Origin of the sequence: Roseovarius indicus (assembly GCF_008728195.1) — a bacterium.
Classification (GTDB): Bacteria; Pseudomonadota; Alphaproteobacteria; order Rhodobacterales; family Rhodobacteraceae; genus Roseovarius; species Roseovarius indicus.
Window position 1 is genome coordinate 4771190 of sequence record NZ_CP031598.1, and the last position, 16982, is coordinate 4788171.

Annotated in this window: 16 protein-coding genes; 9 read left to right on the plus strand and 7 right to left on the minus strand. The window is 66.7% G+C overall.

The window, feature by feature from the left end; genetic code table 11:
- The first annotated feature begins 39 nt into the window (after positions 1 to 39).
- Both RIdsm_RS22840 and RIdsm_RS22845 read left to right on the plus strand, forming a co-directional pair.
- The gene (locus RIdsm_RS22840; protein WP_057813184.1) at positions 40 to 1428 is read left to right on the plus strand and encodes a hypothetical protein; all 1389 of its coding nucleotides are present in this window, start codon (positions 40 to 42) and stop codon (positions 1426 to 1428) included.
- Between the two features lie 77 nt (positions 1429 to 1505).
- Positions 1506 to 2522, plus strand: a complete 1017-nt coding sequence (locus RIdsm_RS22845; protein WP_074939971.1) for an agmatine deiminase family protein — start codon at positions 1506 to 1508, stop codon at positions 2520 to 2522.
- Between the two features lie 3 nt (positions 2523 to 2525).
- On the opposite strand, the gene RIdsm_RS22850 is transcribed toward RIdsm_RS22845, so the two are convergent.
- From RIdsm_RS22850 to RIdsm_RS22860, 3 genes are all read right to left on the minus strand, one after another.
- Positions 2526 to 3605 carry an Acg family FMN-binding oxidoreductase gene (locus tag RIdsm_RS22850; protein WP_201455550.1) on the minus strand — a complete coding sequence of 360 codons (1080 nt, stop codon included), beginning with the start codon at positions 3603 to 3605 and terminating at the stop codon, positions 2526 to 2528.
- Between the two features lie 133 nt (positions 3606 to 3738).
- Positions 3739 to 4041 carry a DnaJ family domain-containing protein gene (locus tag RIdsm_RS22855; RefSeq protein WP_057813182.1) on the minus strand — a complete coding sequence of 101 codons (303 nt, stop codon included), beginning with the start codon at positions 4039 to 4041 and terminating at the stop codon, positions 3739 to 3741.
- A gap of 85 nt (positions 4042 to 4126) precedes the next feature.
- Positions 4127 to 5053 (minus strand): endonuclease/exonuclease/phosphatase family protein, encoded by a 927-nt coding sequence (locus RIdsm_RS22860; protein ID WP_143100390.1) that lies wholly within the window; start codon positions 5051 to 5053, stop codon positions 4127 to 4129.
- Positions 5054 to 5218: 165 nt separating this feature from the next.
- Between RIdsm_RS22860 and RIdsm_RS22865 the strand changes: the two genes are divergently transcribed.
- The 3 genes from RIdsm_RS22865 to RIdsm_RS22875 all read left to right on the plus strand — a co-directional run bounded on the left by RIdsm_RS22865 (position 5219) and on the right by RIdsm_RS22875 (position 10348).
- Positions 5219 to 6082 carry a branched-chain amino acid aminotransferase gene (locus tag RIdsm_RS22865; RefSeq protein WP_057813179.1) on the plus strand — a complete coding sequence of 288 codons (864 nt, stop codon included), beginning with the start codon at positions 5219 to 5221 and terminating at the stop codon, positions 6080 to 6082.
- Between the two features lie 5 nt (positions 6083 to 6087).
- Entirely contained in the window at positions 6088 to 8121 is a 2034-nt protein-coding gene (locus RIdsm_RS22870) for an oxidoreductase (protein ID WP_057813177.1), read from the plus strand.
- A 199-nt stretch (positions 8122 to 8320) separates the two neighbouring features.
- The gene (locus RIdsm_RS22875) at positions 8321 to 10348 is read left to right on the plus strand and encodes an NADPH-dependent 2,4-dienoyl-CoA reductase (protein WP_057813175.1); all 2028 of its coding nucleotides are present in this window, start codon (positions 8321 to 8323) and stop codon (positions 10346 to 10348) included.
- Positions 10349 to 10355: 7 nt separating this feature from the next.
- Here RIdsm_RS22875 and RIdsm_RS22880 read toward each other — a convergent pair whose 3' ends face one another.
- A complete protein-coding gene (locus RIdsm_RS22880; protein ID WP_057813173.1) occupies positions 10356 to 10799 on the minus strand; it encodes a DUF4399 domain-containing protein in 444 nt (147 codons plus the stop codon).
- 195 nt (positions 10800 to 10994) lie between these two features.
- On the opposite strand from RIdsm_RS22880, the gene RIdsm_RS22885 reads away from it, so the two are divergent.
- On the plus strand, positions 10995 to 11900 hold the full coding sequence (locus RIdsm_RS22885; protein ID WP_057813170.1) for a LysR family transcriptional regulator: 906 nt from the start codon (positions 10995 to 10997) through the stop codon (positions 11898 to 11900).
- A gap of 193 nt (positions 11901 to 12093) precedes the next feature.
- Positions 12094 to 12633 (plus strand): NADPH-dependent FMN reductase, encoded by a 540-nt coding sequence (locus RIdsm_RS22890; protein WP_057813168.1) that lies wholly within the window; start codon positions 12094 to 12096, stop codon positions 12631 to 12633.
- On the opposite strand, the gene amrS is transcribed toward RIdsm_RS22890, so the two are convergent.
- On the minus strand, positions 12630 to 13697 hold the full coding sequence (gene amrS, locus RIdsm_RS22895) for an AmmeMemoRadiSam system radical SAM enzyme (protein WP_057813167.1): 1068 nt from the start codon (positions 13695 to 13697) through the stop codon (positions 12630 to 12632). The two genes, RIdsm_RS22890 and amrS, sit on opposite strands and share 4 nt — an antisense overlap.
- A gap of 57 nt (positions 13698 to 13754) precedes the next feature.
- Here amrS and amrA point away from each other — a divergent pair, with 57 nt between their 5' ends.
- On the plus strand, positions 13755 to 15134 hold the full coding sequence (gene amrA, locus RIdsm_RS22900; protein ID WP_057813165.1) for an AmmeMemoRadiSam system protein A: 1380 nt from the start codon (positions 13755 to 13757) through the stop codon (positions 15132 to 15134).
- Here amrA and RIdsm_RS22905 read toward each other — a convergent pair.
- Positions 15122 to 15523 carry a VOC family protein gene (locus RIdsm_RS22905; protein WP_057813163.1) on the minus strand — a complete coding sequence of 134 codons (402 nt, stop codon included), beginning with the start codon at positions 15521 to 15523 and terminating at the stop codon, positions 15122 to 15124. The genes amrA and RIdsm_RS22905 overlap by 13 nt on opposite strands.
- 46 nt (positions 15524 to 15569) lie before the next feature.
- Here RIdsm_RS22905 and RIdsm_RS22910 point away from each other — a divergent pair, with 46 nt between their 5' ends.
- Entirely contained in the window at positions 15570 to 16361 is a 792-nt protein-coding gene (locus RIdsm_RS22910; RefSeq protein ID WP_057813161.1) for an HTD2 family dehydratase, read from the plus strand.
- Here RIdsm_RS22910 and RIdsm_RS22915 read toward each other — a convergent pair.
- Positions 16358 to 16975 carry a thermonuclease family protein gene (locus tag RIdsm_RS22915; RefSeq protein ID WP_057813159.1) on the minus strand — a complete coding sequence of 206 codons (618 nt, stop codon included), beginning with the start codon at positions 16973 to 16975 and terminating at the stop codon, positions 16358 to 16360. The two genes, RIdsm_RS22910 and RIdsm_RS22915, sit on opposite strands and share 4 nt — an antisense overlap.
- Positions 16976 to 16982 lie beyond the last annotated feature (7 nt).

Here is a 16982-nt window from a genome sequence, read left to right on the forward strand (position 1 = left end):
TCATTGCCCCAAGGCCCCGCCGTCCCTATCTCAGGGGGTATGAGCGACACAGCCCCAGACGACACAGCCTCGGGCACGGCGGCAGATCAGCCCCGGCCCGACCTGACCGTACCGCCGAAAGCAGACCGCACGGCCCGGATTGCCGAAGCCGTCTCTGCCGCCGGGGATGCCACCCATTTCGTGCCCGCCGAAACCGGCTATCTCGAGGTGCCGGTGATCGAGCTCGACCACGGCAACCTCGTCTACCGGGCCGACAACGGCCGCGTGCTGTCCGAGCTGACCAATGCCGCCCTGGCACAGAACGTCTCCCTCGACGACCTCAAGGCCCGCGCCGAAAACGCCGAGGTGCAGCACCTCCTGCACGATCTGCTGATCGACAAGGCCCGCGACCCCAAGGGCCCGATATACGAGGAACTGGAACGCTACGGCCGCCAGACCGACCCGCTGCTGATCCGCGAAGACGGCGTCGTGCTCAACGGCAACCGGCGGCTGGCCTCCATGCGCCAACTGCAGGCGGCCAACCCCGACGGCTACGCCCGCTTTGCCCATGTCCGCGCCGCGGTCCTGCCCGAGGGCCTCACCGAACAGGAGGTCGAATTCATCGAGGCCGCGCTGCAGATGGCCCCCGACCTCAAGCTCGATTACGGCTGGATCAACCGCCGCCTGAAGCTCCGCCAGCACGTCGCCGACATGGGCGCCGACCGCGTGCTCGAGGCCTACCGTTTCTCCGACCCCGCCGAGATCGACCGCGAACTGGCCGAGCTGGCCCTGGCCGAAGATTACCTCGACTGGGCCGGCCAGCCCGGCCATTTCCAGCTTGTCGACGATCACGAAGACGCCTTCACCGCGCTTCAGGCCCAGATGGAGACGTTCAAGCCGCCCCACCTCGCCCTCCTGTGGCATCGCGTCGGCTTTTCCATGATCCGCGCCCGCGACGCGCTCGACCGCAAGATCCTGCACTACTTCCCCTTCACCGACCCGCTCCCGCCGGTCACCCGCAACTGGGTGCCCCGCTCGCTGGCCGAGGATCACGGCATCGTCGAACGCCAGAACGAGGGCGAGAACCGCCCGCTCGACAAATCCGGCGCCGACCGCCTCCTGCCGCTGGTCAGCGACCCGGCCCAGGCAGCCGCCACGGCCAAGGCCGCCATGGCGCTTATGGACACGCTCAAGGGCAACCAGGATCGCCTGCTGGGCTTCGCCCGCCTCATGTCCCTCCTGCGCAACGCCGGCAAGACCTTCGAGGAGATGAAGGTCGAGGACCTGACCGAGGAGCAGATGCGGTCGATCCGGGCCCAGCTCGCGGCGCTCCAGCAATATACCGGCCCTGTCACCCCCGCCGACGCGGCACATGACCACGAGGCCGGCGACGGCGTCCGCTCGACCGTGCGCAGGACATGGAACAAGGCCAGACGCCTGATCGACTAGCACCGCCCCCCGGGGGCCATGGCCAAGCCCGCGAAGCCCGGCTACTCTTCGGCCCGAAAGGCCAGAGGACGACCCGGATGACCACCCGACAAACCCCGCGCGCCGCGGGCTTCACCATGCCCGCCGAATGGGCGCCCCACGCCCGCACCTGGATGATGTGGCCCTGCCGCGCCGAGGTGTGGGAGGACATGGACGCCACCCGCCGCAACTATGCCGACGTGGCCCATGCCATCCGCGAGTTCGAACCCGTCACCATGCTCGTCCGGCCGCAGGACGAACCGGGCGCCCGCGCCCTCCTCGGGTCCGACATCGACCTCCTGCCGCACCCCATCGACGACAGCTGGGCCCGCGACGCCGGCCCCTGCTTCCTCACCGATGCGACAGGAAACCGCGCCGGCACCAGCTTCCGCTTTAACGCCTGGGGCGGCAAGTATACGCCTTACGACGGCGACGACAGCGCCGCCGACGCCATCCTCTCCGCCGCCGGCGTCCGCGCCTTCGCCTCAAACCTCATCGCCGAAGGCGGCGGCATCACCACAGACGGCGAAGGCACGATCATCACCACGCGCAGTTGCTTCCCCAACGCCAACCGCAACCCCGGCTGGACGCTCGACCAGATCGAAACCGAACTGAAGGACATGCTGGGCGCCGAAAAGGTCATCTGGCTCCCCGGCAACGTGGAAGAAACCGAAACCGACGGCCATGTCGACGGCATCGCCATGTTCCTCGCGCCCGGCCTCCTGATGGTGCAGGGCAATGACCGGCCCGACCACCCCTGGCGCCACATCCACGCCGCCAACCTCGCCGCCCTCGCCGGCCAGACCGACGCGCGCGGCCGCCCCCTCAAACTCGTCCACTGCCCAGACGCGTTCGACTACGTTACCGACAGCGACAATTTCTGCGATTCCTACGTCAACGCCTATATCTGCAATGGCGCCGTCATCGTCCCGCGATACAACCTCCCCGAAGACGGGCGCGTTCGCGAACTCTTCGAGGAACACCTGCCAAACCACCACGTCCGCATGGTCGACATCACCACGCTCGCCACCGGCGGCGGCGGCATCCACTGCATCACCCAGCAGGAACCGGCCTGAGCCTCACACCACGATCTCGCCCACGGGCCGCCTCAACGACATCGGCAACGCCGCCGCCCGCCCGAACCTGACAACCAGGTCCGGCCGCTGGCCCGGTATCCCCAGCCACCCGGCAAACTCCTCCCGAACGGAAGGCACCTCCACCGGCTGATTGACATGCGCCGTCTTCAGCCCCAGCGCCGTCGCCTGCAACGCAAACCGCTGAAACGCCCGCCCGACCCTGATCCAATGCGCCGGGTCGGCCTTGTCGCCGACGAACACCGCCACCCCCGAAGACGTGCGCACATGGCCGCGGTACTTGTCGTTCTCGCTCCCCTTCCGGAAGACCAGCCCGAACATCGCCCGCGTCAGCCACCCCGGCATCACCGGGTTGCCCGACGCGGCGGTGAACAGCCCGTCGCCCCGCGCCAGCGCCTCATCGGGCGAAAACCGGATCCACTCCTTCAGCTCCTCGACAAAGGCCGGGTCATCCATCTGGGCGGAATTTCCCTCCACGACCGCTTCGAGGATCGTCTCGAGATCCACCACGTCGGTGAAGATCAGAAGCTCGACGCCCTCTTCCCGCGCGGCCTCCTGCAAACGGCGGATATCCTCCGCCGACACCGGCGCCCCGTCATAATCCGACCGCGTCGACTGCCGATAGGGGATCGCCTCGTAAAGCGGGCTCTCCGCCGCCGCCCCCTGCTCCAGCGCAATCCCGACCCCGTCCTTCCCGGCGGCGCTCACCGCGGCCCTCCGCCCCGACGCCCCGGCAGCAATCACCAGGTTCTCCGCCGCACAGCCAAGGCTCACGTAAAGATGGTGATCATCCGGGTCGACAACCTCCGTCCGCCGGTCGAAATCCGGCAGGATATCCACCGCCCCCTCGCTCACCCGAAACCGCCAGGGCTGCGTGTTATGCCCGTTCGCCGCCAGCGACGCCATCCTGACCAGCTCGCCAAGCTCCGGCTCGGCCGCCAGCAACTGCCGCTGCCGCGCCGCCTCCTCGGCATAGGCCCCCATCCTCGGCCACGTCCCATAGCCCACCGCGGCCAGCGCGGTGACAGACAGACCAGATACCAACAGGGCACGACGGGACAGCATGGCGCATCCTTTCCTTGTCCTTCCCACTCCCCGGGAAAAACCTACACCAGCACCGCATTTTCCGAATTGATCCGCGTCAAGGGAAAGGCCCGCCTACCCCGGCAGGGTCAAGACCCGCGGGCAGGCCCGCCGCTCACCCGTAGCGCTTCCACGTCTCCATCTCGACGGCCTTGCGCATTTCCAGCTCCGAAATCTCCGCCTGGATCTTCCGCTTCGCCTCGGGGTCCGTCGCCCCGGCAAGCCTTTGCTTCGCCGCCTCGATCTTCCGCTGCATCTCTCCCAGCGGCGTCATCGTCCCGCTCTCGGCATAGACATGCGCGAACGGGTCGCTTGTCAGGCTGCTCTCGGCAATCGGCTTCCCGGCCCCCGGCAGGTTGTCGAGGTCGCCATTCTCCTGCGCCTGCCTGAAGGCATTCTCGATCAGTGAACTGAACATCTCGTCCAACCTTCCGTTCTGCCGGGTTCCGCCAAAAGATGGGGTGCCCGCCCGCCCCGCTCAAGCCCCTGCGGCAATCCCCCGCCTAGCCGCGCGGACCCAGCCGGAAATCCACCCAGACCGGGTAATGATCCGACGGCCATACCCCCCCGATCTTCGCCGTCGCCATCCCCGCCCGGCCCACGGGCACGGCGCCCTCGTCATGCAGCAGGTGATCGATCGCCCCGAACAAATGCATCCCGGTGTTGAAATGAAACGTCGCCCCCCTCTGCGCCGCCCGCGCAAATCCCCCCTCGTAGAAGATCCGCAACGCCCGCGAATTCCGTCGCGCGTTGAAATCTCCCGCCACCAGCACCCGATCCCCCCGCGCCTGCGCCGCCTCCGCCAGCTCCACCACCCGCCGCGCCGACCGCAGCCGCTGCGTCGTGTCGATGAAATGCAGATGCACGTTGAACACGCTCACCACCTCGCCGCTCTCCCGGTGCTCCAGCCGCGCCCATGTCACGGCATCCGGATACCCGGCAATCGCCCGGATCGACCGGAAATTCGCATCCGGCCGGGTGAAGAAGACAAACCCGTCATCCAGCAGCCGGAACGCCCCCGGCCGATAGAAAATCGGCTGCCCCACCGACACGCCCCGCCCGAACCCCGACGCGGCCGAGCGATACTCCGGCAAGGCATCCAGCAGCCATCGCTCCCACACATCCGCACCACCGCCCTGCCCGCGCGTCTCCAGCTCCTGGAAGGCCACGATATCCGCCCCCATCCGCCTGACCTGCGCCACCACCGGCCCGCGCCGCGCCTGCCAGGCCGGCAGACCCCACTCATCCTCCGCCCCGGCGGCAAGGTCGAGGTAATGTACGTTATAGGTCGCCATCCGGAAATCCGCCGTCGCGGCCTGCCCGCGGCTATGGGTCTCCGGCGGCGGCTCGGCACAGCCCGCCAGCCACGTCGCGACAAGCGCAAGAACCCACCGTCCGGGCCAAGCCCGGCCACTCTCTGCCAATCCCATGAAACAACCCGTCGCGCGCCCGGCCACGTGCCGGTGCCGCACCCTAGCGCGACACCGCCACCCTGTCACCCATCGCCGCAGCCCGCATTTCCCGGCCCCCGGCCTCTGGACGCCACCGCGCGCCCGGCCTAACCTGCGCCCGAATTGACGAGGGGAGGGCGACCCATGCCGACCGGAACGAACATCAAGACCTATTTCAACGGAACCTGGCACGACGCCGACATCGCCGTGATGAACGCGGCCGATCATGGCATGTGGCTCGGCTCCAACGTGTTCGACGGCGCCCGCCTCGCCCACGGCCTCACCCCCGATCTCGACAAGCACTGCGCCCGCGTCAACGCCTCGGCCGAGGCCCTGATGGTCACCCCCACCGTCACGGCCTCCGAAATGGTCGAGATCGTCCACGAGGGGCTGAAAATGTACCCCAAGGATGCGGCCATCTACATCCGCCCGATGTACTGGGCCATCGACGGCGGCATGTCCGCCATCGTCCCGAAAGACGACAGCCGCACCGGCTTCGCCATCTCGCTCGAGGAAATCCCCATGGCCGCCCCCGACGCCTCCGCCACCCTCACCCGCACCCGCTTCCGCCGCCCGGTGCTGGAAGACGCCGTGGTGAACGCCAAGGCCGCCTGCCTCTACCCCAACAACGCCCGCATGCTGGCCGAGGCCCGCGACAAGGGCTTCACCAACGCGCTCGTCGCCGACGCCCTCGGCAACGTCGCCGAGGCCGCCACCGCCAATGTCTTCGCCGTCAAGGATGGCGAGGTCTTCACCCCCGTCCCCAACGGCACGTTCCTCTCCGGCATCACCCGTGCGCGGCACATCACCAACCTCCGTGCCGATGGCGTCACCGTCCACGAAACCGTCATGTCCTTCGAAGACTTCCACGATGCCGACGAGATCTTCCTCTCCGGCAACATGATGAAGGTCACCCCCATCACGGCCTTCGACGACACCAGCTACCAGGTCGGCCCGGTCACGCGCCGCGTCCGCGACATGTACTGGGACTGGGCCGCCTCGGCCTGACATCCATGAGCACCGATCCCCTCCTCCAGCCCTACACGCTCAAACACCTGACGCTGAAGAACCGGTTGATGGTCTCCAGCCACGAGCCCGCCTATACCGAGGACGGGATGCCCAAGGACCGCTACCGCGCCTACCACGTGGAACGGGCGAAAGGCGGGCTGGCCCTCACCATGACGGCCGGCTCGGCGGTGGTCTCCCCCGACAGCCCCCCGGCCTTCGGCAACATCCTCGCCTATGACGACGCGGTCGTCGGCTGGATGCGGAAACTCACCGACGAATGTCACGACCACGGCTGCGCGGTGATGATCCAGCTCACCCATCTCGGCCGCCGCGCCCGGTGGGACACCGGCGACTGGCTTCCCACAATCGGCGCCGGCCCCTCCCGCGAACCGGCCCACCGCGCCTTTCCCAAGGTGGCCGAAGACTGGGATATCGCCCGCATCGTAGACGACTACGCCGACGCCACCGAACGGATGAAGGCCGCCGGGCTGGATGGCGTCGAATACGAATGCTACGGCCACCTGCCCGACCAGTTCCTCAGCCCGCTGACCAACGCCCTCTCCGGCCCCTATGGCGGCGAGTTCGACAACCGCCTGCGCTTCGCCACCGAAATGCTCACCGCCTGCCGCAAGCGCGTGGGCGACGATTTCATCCTCGGCATCCGCTACGTCGCCGACGAAAGCGAACCCGGCGGCATCCCGGTCGAGGAAGGCGTCACCTTCGCCCGCCGCCTAAAGGACGCGGGCCTCATCGACTTCATCAACATCATCAAGGGCCGCATCCACACCGACGCGGCCTTGGCCGACGTCATCCCCGTGCAGGGCATGCGCTCCGCCCCGCATCTCGATTTCGCCGGCCGCATCCGGCACGACGTGGGCCTGCCCGCCTTCCACGCCGCCAAGATCGCCGATGTCGCCACCGCCCGCCACGCCGTCGCCACCGGCCAGCTCGACATGGTCGGCATGACCCGCGCCCACATGGCCGACCCGCATATCGTCCGCAAGATCACCGAGAACCGCGAAGACGACATCCGCCCCTGCGTCGGCGCCACCTACTGCCTCGGCCGCGCCTATTACGGCGAGGCGGCGCTCTGCGTCCACAACCCGTCCACGGGCCGCGAAACCTTCCTCCCGCACGAGATCGCCAAGACCGACACGCCCAAGACCATCGCCATCGTCGGCGCCGGCCCCGGCGGGCTGGAAGCCGCCCGCGTCGCCGCCGAACGCGGCCACCGCGTCACCGTCTTCGAGGCCGCCGATCAGCCCGGCGGACAGGTCCGCCTCACCGCCCAGACCAAAAGCCGCGCCGACATGATCGGCCTGATCGACTGGCGCGTCGCCCAGTGCGAGAAACTGGGCGTCACCTTCCGCTACAACACCTATGCCGAGGCTGACGACATCCTCGCCCTCTCTCCCGATATCGTCGTCCTCGCCACCGGCGGCCTCGCCAACACCGATATCGTCAAGCACGGCCAGGATCTCGCGGTCACCACATGGGATATCCTCTCGGGCGACGCCAAACCGGGCGAGACCGTCCTGATCTACGACGAGGTCGGCGACTACGCCGCGCTGCAAGCCGCCGAAAAACTCGCCGATGCCGGTGCGACAGTCGAGGTCGTCAGCCCCTACCAGGGCGCCTCTGTCGACGTCTCCGGCATCACCTTCGTCCCGTTCATCCGCAAGCTGCAGCACAAGGACGTGACCTTCACCGTCACCTGGCGCCTTACCGGTATCGACCGCGACGGCAACCGCCTGAAGGCCACGCTCGGCTCCGACTATTCCGACGCGACGCGTGAACGCTCCGTCGATCAGGTCGTCGTCAACCATGGCATCACGCCCATGGACGAGCTCTATTTCGAACTGAAGCCGCTCTCCGAAAACTTCGGCGCCGTCGATTACGACGCACTCGTCGCGGGCAAACCCCAAACCCTCACCGGCGGGCCTTCAGGCTTCCAGCTCTTCCGCATCGGCGACGCCGTCGCCTCCCGCAACACCCACGCGGCAATCTACGACGCCCTCCGACTGATGAAGGACGCCTGATCCCCCGCGAGGCAGCCCGCAAGGGCTGACGAGCACCGCCGCCCGTTAACCTTTTCCCGCACCGACGCAATACCGACAAAATACCGACGTTATACCGACGTCGCATTCGGCCTCTTTCCCCCCAATCTTTAACGCAGCGTTCCGGGGTGACATTCCGCCCGCCCCGCGCCATGTTGCTTCCAATGACGGGAGGCCGCACATGACCCAATATCCCCACCTTCTCGCCCCGCTCGACCTCGGGCACGTGACCTTGAAAAACAGGGTCCTGATGGGCTCGATGCACACCGGGCTGGAAGAGACGAAAGACTGGAACCGCGTCGCCGAATTCTACGCCACCCGCGCCCGCGGCGAGGTCGGCCTGATGGTCACCGGCGGCATGGCCCCCAACCGCGAAGGCGGGGTTTTCCCAGGCGCCGCAGGGCTTTACACCGAAGACGACATCACCAACCACCGCATCGTCACCGACCGGGTGCATGACGCCGGCGGTCTCATCGCCATGCAGATCCTGCACGCCGGCCGCTACGCCTATGGCAAGGAATGCGTGGCCCCCTCGCCGGTCAAATCCCCCATCTCCCCTTTCCCCCCGAACGAGCTCGACGAAGAGGGGATCGAGAAGCAGATCGCCGACATCGCCACCGCCGCCATCCGCGCCCGGCAGGCCGGTTACGACGGGGTCGAGATCATGGGCTCCGAGGGCTACCTCATCAACCAGTTCCTCGTCCGCCACACCAACAAACGCGAAGACCGCTGGGGCGGCTCCTACGAGAACCGCATGCGCCTCGCGCTCGAGGTCGTCCGCCGCGTCCGCGAGGCTGTCGGCCCCGATTTCATCCTTATTTATCGGCTGTCCATGATCGACCTCGTCCCCGACGGCTCGACCTTCGACGAGGTGATACAACTGGCGCAGGAGGTCGAGAAAGCCGGCGCCTCGATCATCAATACCGGCATCGGCTGGCACGAGGCGCGCATCCCCACCATCGCCACCTCCGTCCCCCGCGCGGCCTTCACCTGGGTCACGAAAAAGCTGATGGGCAAGGTCGGCATCCCGGTCATCACCTCCAACCGCATCAATACGCCGCAAGTGGCCGAAGACGTCCTCTCCGGCGGCGCCGCCGACATGGTCAGCATGGCCCGCCCCTTCCTCGCCGACCCGGATTTCGTGAAAAAGGCCATGGAAAACAAGGCCGCCACCATCGCCCCCTGCATCGCCTGCAACCAGGCCTGCCTCGACCACACGTTCAGCGGCAAGATCTCCACCTGCCTCGTCAACCCCCGCGCCTGCTACGAGACCGAGCTGCCCATCGAACCGGCCAGCCGGCCCAAGTCCATCGCCGTCGTCGGCGCCGGCCCCGCGGGCCTCTCGGCGGCCATGACCGCCGCCCAGCGCGGCCACGCCGTCACCCTCTTCGACCGCGACGACCGCCTCGGCGGCCAGCTCAACATGGCCCGCGAAATCCCCGGCAAGGAGGAATTCCACGGCTTCGTTTCATGGTTCGAAACGATGGTCGAAGAGCTTGGAATCACGGTCAAACTCGGCACCGACGTCACCGCCGATACGCTCGACGGCTTCGACGAAACCATCATCGCGACCGGCGTCATTCCCCGCGACCCCGAGATCCCAGGACAGGATGGCGACAACGTCCTGAACTACATCGACGTCCTGCGCGGCAAGGCCAAGGTGGGCAAGCGCGTCGCCATCGTCGGCGCCGGCGGGATCGGCTTCGACGTGGCCGAATTCCTCGTCCATGACGGCGAGAGCCCCACCGAGAACCTGTCCGAGTGGAAAGAGGAATGGGGCGTCGGCGACCCGGCAGACTACCGCGGCGGCCTCGCCCCGGAAGGCCCCCAACCCGACCCCGCCGCGCGCAAGGTCACGCTCCTGCAGCGCAAATCCGAACGCCCCGGCAAGCGCCTCGGCAAGACCACCGGCTGGATCCACCGCGCGACGCTACGGATGAAGGGCGTCGAGATGGTCGCGGGCGTCAACTACGAACGCATCGACGCCGACGGCCTGCATATCAGTTTCGGCGAGGCCCGCGAGAAGCCCACCCTGATCGAGGCCGACACCATCGTCCTCTGCGCCGGCCAGCTCAGCCAACGCAGTCTGGCCGACGCGCTGGAGGAAAAGGGCCGCACCGTCCACGTGATCGGCGGCGCCGATGTCGCCGCCGAGCTTGATGCCAAACGCGCCATAGATCAGGGCACGCGGCTGGCCGCCACGCTCTGATCCGGCGTTATTCCACCGTGATGGTGATCTGCTCCGAGGTCACTGGCGGATCATGCGGCACGTGGTTCTGGTCTCCCAGCACCAGTTGCAGCGTGTGCTCACCCGGCTCGAGCTCGAGCGACACCTCGGTCTGACCGCCGCCGAAATGGCGGTGGTTGTCATCCGAGAAAAGCCCGCTCTCCGACATCTCCTCGTCCTCCGGCCCCTCGCCGAAGGGCGGCCGGTCGACAAGTACGTGGTGGTGACCGGTATTCTCCTTCTCGGTTCCGGCCGGCGCCACCCCCATGCCGCTCAACCCGAAGATCACCGTGACCGGTGAGGTCACCGTCGCCCCGTCCTCGATATTCACGAAGTAAACCGCGGCGCCCTCCGGTGCCGGCGTGTCCCCCGCAAGGGCCGGGCCCGCCGCCAAACCGATAGTCATCGCAACGCTCAAGAGCAGAGTTCTCATCGTTTCCTCCATAATTGCCCCGACGTCATCATAGCGCGACCGCGATTCATTTCCACAGATAGGAAACGGCTGTTTCCCTGTTTCCCTGTCACGAACGATGCAAAGGAAAACCTAGATATTGTCGGCCACGCGCCGCAGTTGTGCCCGATTTTGAAAAGATAAGGCTTCAAGGAAAAACGCATAGAGGTACCGAGTATGGATCGCCTTACCGAAATGGAGGCTTTCGCGACCGTGGTGGACCAAGGGGGGTTCACCGACGCAGCGCGCAAGATGGGGATTTCGAAATCCGCCGTATCGAAACATGTCTCGTCGCTCGAGGCACGGCTGGGCGCCCGCCTTCTGAACCGGACAACCCGCCGCGTCAGCCCGACCGAGATCGGTCTCGCCTATTACGACCGCGCCCTGCGCGTGCTGAACGACGCCGGAGAGGCCGACGCCCTGGTCAGCTCGATGCAATCCGACCCGTCGGGCCTGCTGCGCATCTCGGTCGCCACCGATTTCGGGGTCAATCATCTGAGCCCGGTGCTCGGCCAGTTCCTCGAGGAATTCCCCGATATCACCGTCAACATGGTGCTGAACAACCGTTACGTCGAGCTGATCTCCGAGGGCTTCGACATGGCCATCCGCATCGGCGAGCTGGAAGACAGCACGCTGCGGGCGCGCAAGCTGACGGAAACCACCAAGCGCATGATCGCCAGCCCCGGCTATCTCGACAAGTACGGCCGACCCACCAAGATCGACGACCTGAACGAGCACAAGCTGCTGCACTATTCCAGCCAGGCCAACGGCTCTGTCTGGAAGCTGACCGCACCGTCGGGCGAAAAGCGCCAGGTGCGCACCGCCGGCGGGCTGTCGGTCAATGACGGCCAGTCGCTTCTGAACGCCGCGATCTCGGGCCTCGGCATCGCCTACCTGCCCAGCTTCCTCTACGCCAACGCCATGAAGGCCGGCCAGGTGGTCGACGTGATCCCCGACCTGCCCTACGAAACCCAAGGCATCTACGCGGTCTATCCGCCGGGCCGGTTCACCCAGCCCAAGGTGCGCGCCTTCATCGACTTCCTGGTCAACGCCTTTGCCGACAAGGGCCCGACCGACTGGTAAGCCGCGTCCAAGTTTCCAACCTGACAAACTTTTCCGCCCCCGGTGCAGCCTGCATCCGGGGGTCCTTTTATCGTGGCCGCCACCATCCTTGCCGCGCCCTCACACACAGGCTGTGCACCGCCGCCGGTTGCCTTTGCGGCACCTCGTGACAGATAAGCGAGGAACGGGACATTGACCAAGGGGAACAACACGCATGACCGACCTCAAGCTTCTCACCATTTCCGGCTCACTCCGGAAAGGCTCCTACAACCGCAAGCTTCTGGCCGAGGCCGTGCGCGCCTTCGGCCAGGCCGAAGTGATCGAGGCCGACCTGAACCTGCCGCTTTATGACGGCGACCTCGAAGACGCGGAAGGCATTCCCGAAAGCGTTCAGACACTGGTCGATCAGATCAAGGCGGCCGATGCCGTGGTGATCTCCTCGCCCGAATACAACAAGGGCATCAGCGGCGTCCTGAAGAACGCCCTCGACTGGATCAGCCGCGTGCCGGGCAGCGCCTTCAAGAACAAGCCCACGGTGGTGATGTCGGCCAATGCCGGGCGCACCGGCGGCGAGACGGGGCAATACATGGTCATCCACTGCCTCGTGCCGCATCAGGCCGAAATGCTGCCCGGGCCCACGCTCTGCGTGGCCACCGCCGGCGACGAATTCGACGAGAACGACCGGCTGCTCAACGAACGCTACCTCAAGGTGCTGAACACCCGGATGACCGCCCTGCGCGACCGGGTCTCCTAAACCTCCTGCATCAGCACAGGCTCCCGCCGGCGCCCCCAGCGGCCCGGCGGCCCTTCGATCACCCCCGGAAACACCGTGCCGCAGGCCGTGCAGTGGCCGGTGTCATCCAGCCGCCATTCCGACAGCTCGTGCCAGTCCCGGCCAATCACCTTCTCGCCGCAACCGCTGCAATAGCTCGACTGTGCAGGCTCATGGTGCACGTTGCCGATATAGACATGCCGCAGCCCGGCCGCCTGTGCGACCTGCCGCGCCCGTAGCAACGTTTCCAACGGCGTGCGCTGGTGGCTGAGCATCCGGTGATCGGGGTGGAAGGCGGTGAAATGCACCGGCACATCCGGCCCGCAGCGGTCGACCACCCACTGAGACATCTCCTCCAGTTCGCCTTGGCTGTCATTCTCGCCGGGGATCAGCAACGTCGTCAGTTCCACCCAGCAATCGGTTTCGTTCACCGCGTATTCGATCGCCTCCAGCACCGGCCCGATCTGAGCGCCGGTCAGCTTGCGATAGAAGCCTTCCGAAAACCCCTTCAGGTCGATATTCGCGGCATCCATCGCCGGGAAGAACTCCGCCCGCGGTTCCTTGCAGATGTACCCGGCGGTAACCGCCACGCTGCGCACCCCCGCCTCGCGACAGGCGGCAGCCGTATCTAGCGCGTATTCGTGAAAGATAACCGGATCGTTGTAGGTGAACGCAACCGAGGCACAGCCCTTCTCCCGCGCCACCCGGGCAATCGCCTCGGGGCTGGCACTATGGGCCAGGCTGTCGACCTCGCGACTCTTCGAAATCTCGTGGTTCTGGCAGAACTTACAGGCCAGGTTGCACCCCGCCGTCCCGAAAGACAGCACCGGCGATCCCGGCAGGAAATGGTTCAGCGGCTTCTTCTCGATCGGGTCGATGCAGAACCCGGTCGACCGCCCATAGGTGTCCAGCACCATCCGGTCGCCCTCGCGCATCCGCACGAAGCACATGCCCCTTTGCCCCTCCCGCAAGGTGCAAAACCGCGGGCAGAGCGTGCATTTCAGCCGGCCATCGTCTTCTTCGGTCCAGTGCCGTGCGGGGTGCATGGGGCGTGGTCTTTCCTTCCTTGGGTTTGGTTCATATGTATGTATCAAAGGGCCAAGATGAACAGGCAGACACAGATATCGACGCGACATTCGGCCGTGGCCGGTCGCTTTTTCCCGGGCGAGGCGGAAGACCTGGCCCGAACCGTCGCAGACTGCCTGGACAACGGCACAGCCGCTCTGTCCCCGCCCAAGGCCATCATTTCCCCGCACGCGGGCTACCCCTTCTCCGGCCATCTCGCCGGCATGGCGTGGCGCGCCACCGAAACCGCCCGACCGGCCCGTATCGCCATCCTCTCCCCCTCGCACCAGCACGCCTTCAACGGCATCGCCCTGCCCTCGCAAGACAGCTACGCTCTGCCCGGCTTCGACCTGCCCATCGACACCGAGGCGCGCGACATGCTGGTCGACCAGACCCTCGCCCATATCGAAGACGCCGCCCATGACCGCGAGCATGGCGTCGAAACGCAACTGCCCTTCCAGCACCAGATGCACCCCGGCACGCTCGTCGTACCACTGGTCATTGGCCGCGCGCCCGATGATCAGGTGGGCAAGGTCATCGACACGCTGGCGGCGATGGGCGACACGCTCTTCGTCCTGTCCAGCGACCTCAGTCACTTCCTCACCCTCGACGAAGCGCAAAAACACGACGCCGAAACCGCCAAACTGATCGAGACAGCCAAACCGGAGGGCATCACCGGCGCCCACGCCTGCGGCGCCGCCGCCATCCGTGGCTTCATGATGTCCGGCTACGGACAGGGCAACCGCATCCAGCGCCTCGGCATGGCCAACAGCGCCGCCGTGACGAAAGACACCTCCCGCACGGTGGGCTACGGCGCCTGGGCCCTCTTCGACGTCACAGACGAGACATTCCTGCCCGACCACCGCACCGCCCTCCTCAAGGCCGCGCGGCAAACGCTCGTCTCGCGCGTCACCAAGGGCAAACCCCCGCAGGTCAATGTCGACAGCTTCGCCCCACCCCTGCGCGGCTACGGCGCCGCCTTTGTCACGCTCCAGAAAGACGGGCAGCTTCGCGGCTGCATCGGCTCTCTCACCGCGCACCAGCCGCTGATCACCGACGTGGTCGAGAACACCGTGAAATCCGCCTTCGACGACCCGCGGTTCGACCCTGTCACCGAGGACGAGCTTGACCGGATCACCATAAAGATCGCCGTCCTCTCCCCTTCCGCCCCGATGTCGTTCGGCAGCGAAGCCGCGCTCCTGGCCCAACTGAAACCCGGCCGCGACGGGCTGATCCTGTCCGACAAGGGGCGCCGCGGCGTCTTCCTTCCCATGGTCTGGGACAGCCTGCCCAAGCCGCAAGACTTCCTGTCAGCCCTCAAGCAAAAGGCCGGCCTGCCCCGCGATCACTGGAGCGAAACACTCCAGGTCCGCCGCTTCTGCGCCGAAGGCTTTGCCGAGGGCGACTACCCGTCCTGAAGGTTCGATATCTCGATCAGGTTCCCGTCTGGATCACGGATGTAAACCGACAAAAGCGACCCGGTCGCCCCTGTGCGCCTGACCGGCCCCTCGATCACCTCCACGCCGCAACCCTCCAGATGCGCCCCCCAGTCGGCCACCGGCGTCTCGCTCAGAAAGCACAGATCGGCACTGCCCGGCTGCGGCACATCCGCCTTCGGCTCGAACTCCGCCCCGGCCTTGTGCAGGTTGATCTTCTGACAGCCAAACTGCAGGGCAAACCGTTCCGAGCCATCCGCCGGCTTGAAGGTCGAAACCTCCATTCCCAGCACCTCACGGTAAAAATCGCAGGTGCGGGACATGTCGCGCACCGTCAGGACGAGATGATCGAGAGAGGTAAGGCTGGGCATGGTCTTTGGGATTGAGGCTATTCCGTTTCGCGCCTAGCTTGCCCGCATGAGCGACCCAGTGCAAACCCTGACCGACGTCATCGACCCGGCCCGCGCCCGGGCGATGCAGGCCACCCTCGGCCACGACCCGCAAATCGAAAAGGGCGACCCCCTGCCGCCCTTCTTCCACCAGCTCTATTTCTGGGATCCGCAGGCCCCGGCCAAGCTTGGCCGCGACGGGCACCCCAAGGTGGGCCGCGTGATCCCCGACATGGGCCTGCCCCGGCGCATGTGGGCCGGCGGGCAGCTCGAATTCGAGGCACCAGTGCTGGCAGGCCTCCCGGCCAAACGCATCAGTTACGTTGAAAAGACGGCCCACAAGGAAGGCCGCTCCGGCCCGCTGGGCTTCGTCACCATGCGGCACGAAACCTGGCAGGACGGCAAGCGCTGCATCGCCGAATGGCAGGATCTCGTCTATCGCGAAGATCCCAGGCCCGGCGCGAAACCCGCCCCGCCCGAGGCACCGACCGACGAAGACGTGGCCGAGCCTGTCAGCTTCGACACCACCATGCTCTTCCGCTACTCGGCGCTTACCTTCAACGGCCACCGCATCCACTACGACCTTCCCTATGCGCAACAGGTCGAGGGCTATGACGGGCTGGTCGTCCACGGCCCCCTGCTGGCGCAATACGCCATGCTCCTCGCCGAACGCCAGCTTGGTAGACTGACCCGCTTCGCCTTCCGCGCGACGGCACCCCTGATGCATTTCGAAACGGCCGAGGTCTGCTGGAAATCCGATGGCACGATCTGGCTGCGCGGGCCCGACGGGCGCCAATGCCTGACGGGAACGGCCGCCTAGTTGCAGCGCCCCGGGCGATAGGACGGCGTCGCCTGCCCGGTCGAGCGGTAATTGTCCGACCCGGCCACATGCTGCCCGAACTGCCGCTTGCCCGACGCCCCGTCACAGGTGCTGTAGGGCGAGCCCGCGTCGCAGGCAAACGCCTGTGACTGGGCGATGAACCGGCCGGCGGCCTGTCCGGGGTCGCACTCTCCGGCATAAGGATCTCCCGCCGCGTACCCGGGCCGCGTGTCGCGGGCCAGCACATCCGTCTGCTCGGGCACCGGCGCCTCGCCCGTGCCCGAGCAATAGCCGCTCCGGATCAGCCCCGTGGCGATATCGTTGCCTTCCTTGCTGCAACTGGCCCGCCCATCCTCGACACGACAGGCGATATACCCGCCCCGCAGGAAGGTGTTGAGCAGCGCCTTCGCCGCCCGCCCGTCTTCGGTATCCGGCTCGGGGCAGGTCACCCCGCTCAGCCGATAGGTTTCACCATCCAGCATCACCTCGTCGCCCGACACCGCCGACCACACGCGCGCCGTGTTGTCATCGGCGGGCGCAGTATTGGCCTGCGCCACGCCCGCACCGGGCAGGGCCAGACAACAAAGCAGCAGACAGGAACGAAGGCAGGACATGCGCGGC

What these genes read in the sequence shown, in the direction of transcription:
- RIdsm_RS22915 (WP_057813159.1), bottom strand. Translation starts at nt 16,975, where the DNA reads ATGTCCTGCCTTCGTTCCTGTCTGCTGCTTTGTTGTCTGGCCCTGCCC.
- RIdsm_RS22860 (WP_143100390.1), bottom strand. Translation starts at nt 5,053, where the DNA reads ATGGGATTGGCAGAGAGTGGCCGGGCTTGGCCCGGACGGTGGGTTCTT.
- RIdsm_RS22850 (WP_201455550.1), bottom strand. Translation starts at nt 3,605, where the DNA reads ATGCTGTCCCGTCGTGCCCTGTTGGTATCTGGTCTGTCTGTCACCGCG.
- RIdsm_RS22840 (WP_057813184.1), top strand. Translation starts at nt 40, where the DNA reads ATGAGCGACACAGCCCCAGACGACACAGCCTCGGGCACGGCGGCAGAT.
- amrS (WP_057813167.1), bottom strand. Translation starts at nt 13,697, where the DNA reads ATGCACCCCGCACGGCACTGGACCGAAGAAGACGATGGCCGGCTGAAA.
- RIdsm_RS22880 (WP_057813173.1), bottom strand. Translation starts at nt 10,799, where the DNA reads ATGAGAACTCTGCTCTTGAGCGTTGCGATGACTATCGGTTTGGCGGCG.
- RIdsm_RS22890 (WP_057813168.1), top strand. Translation starts at nt 12,094, where the DNA reads ATGACCGACCTCAAGCTTCTCACCATTTCCGGCTCACTCCGGAAAGGC.
- RIdsm_RS22870 (WP_057813177.1), top strand. Translation starts at nt 6,088, where the DNA reads ATGAGCACCGATCCCCTCCTCCAGCCCTACACGCTCAAACACCTGACG.
- RIdsm_RS22910 (WP_057813161.1), top strand. Translation starts at nt 15,570, where the DNA reads ATGAGCGACCCAGTGCAAACCCTGACCGACGTCATCGACCCGGCCCGC.
- amrA (WP_057813165.1), top strand. Translation starts at nt 13,755, where the DNA reads ATGAACAGGCAGACACAGATATCGACGCGACATTCGGCCGTGGCCGGT.
- RIdsm_RS22845 (WP_074939971.1), top strand. Translation starts at nt 1,506, where the DNA reads ATGACCACCCGACAAACCCCGCGCGCCGCGGGCTTCACCATGCCCGCC.
- RIdsm_RS22905 (WP_057813163.1), bottom strand. Translation starts at nt 15,523, where the DNA reads ATGCCCAGCCTTACCTCTCTCGATCATCTCGTCCTGACGGTGCGCGAC.
- RIdsm_RS22875 (WP_057813175.1), top strand. Translation starts at nt 8,321, where the DNA reads ATGACCCAATATCCCCACCTTCTCGCCCCGCTCGACCTCGGGCACGTG.
- RIdsm_RS22885 (WP_057813170.1), top strand. Translation starts at nt 10,995, where the DNA reads ATGGATCGCCTTACCGAAATGGAGGCTTTCGCGACCGTGGTGGACCAA.
- RIdsm_RS22865 (WP_057813179.1), top strand. Translation starts at nt 5,219, where the DNA reads ATGCCGACCGGAACGAACATCAAGACCTATTTCAACGGAACCTGGCAC.
- RIdsm_RS22855 (WP_057813182.1), bottom strand. Translation starts at nt 4,041, where the DNA reads ATGTTCAGTTCACTGATCGAGAATGCCTTCAGGCAGGCGCAGGAGAAT.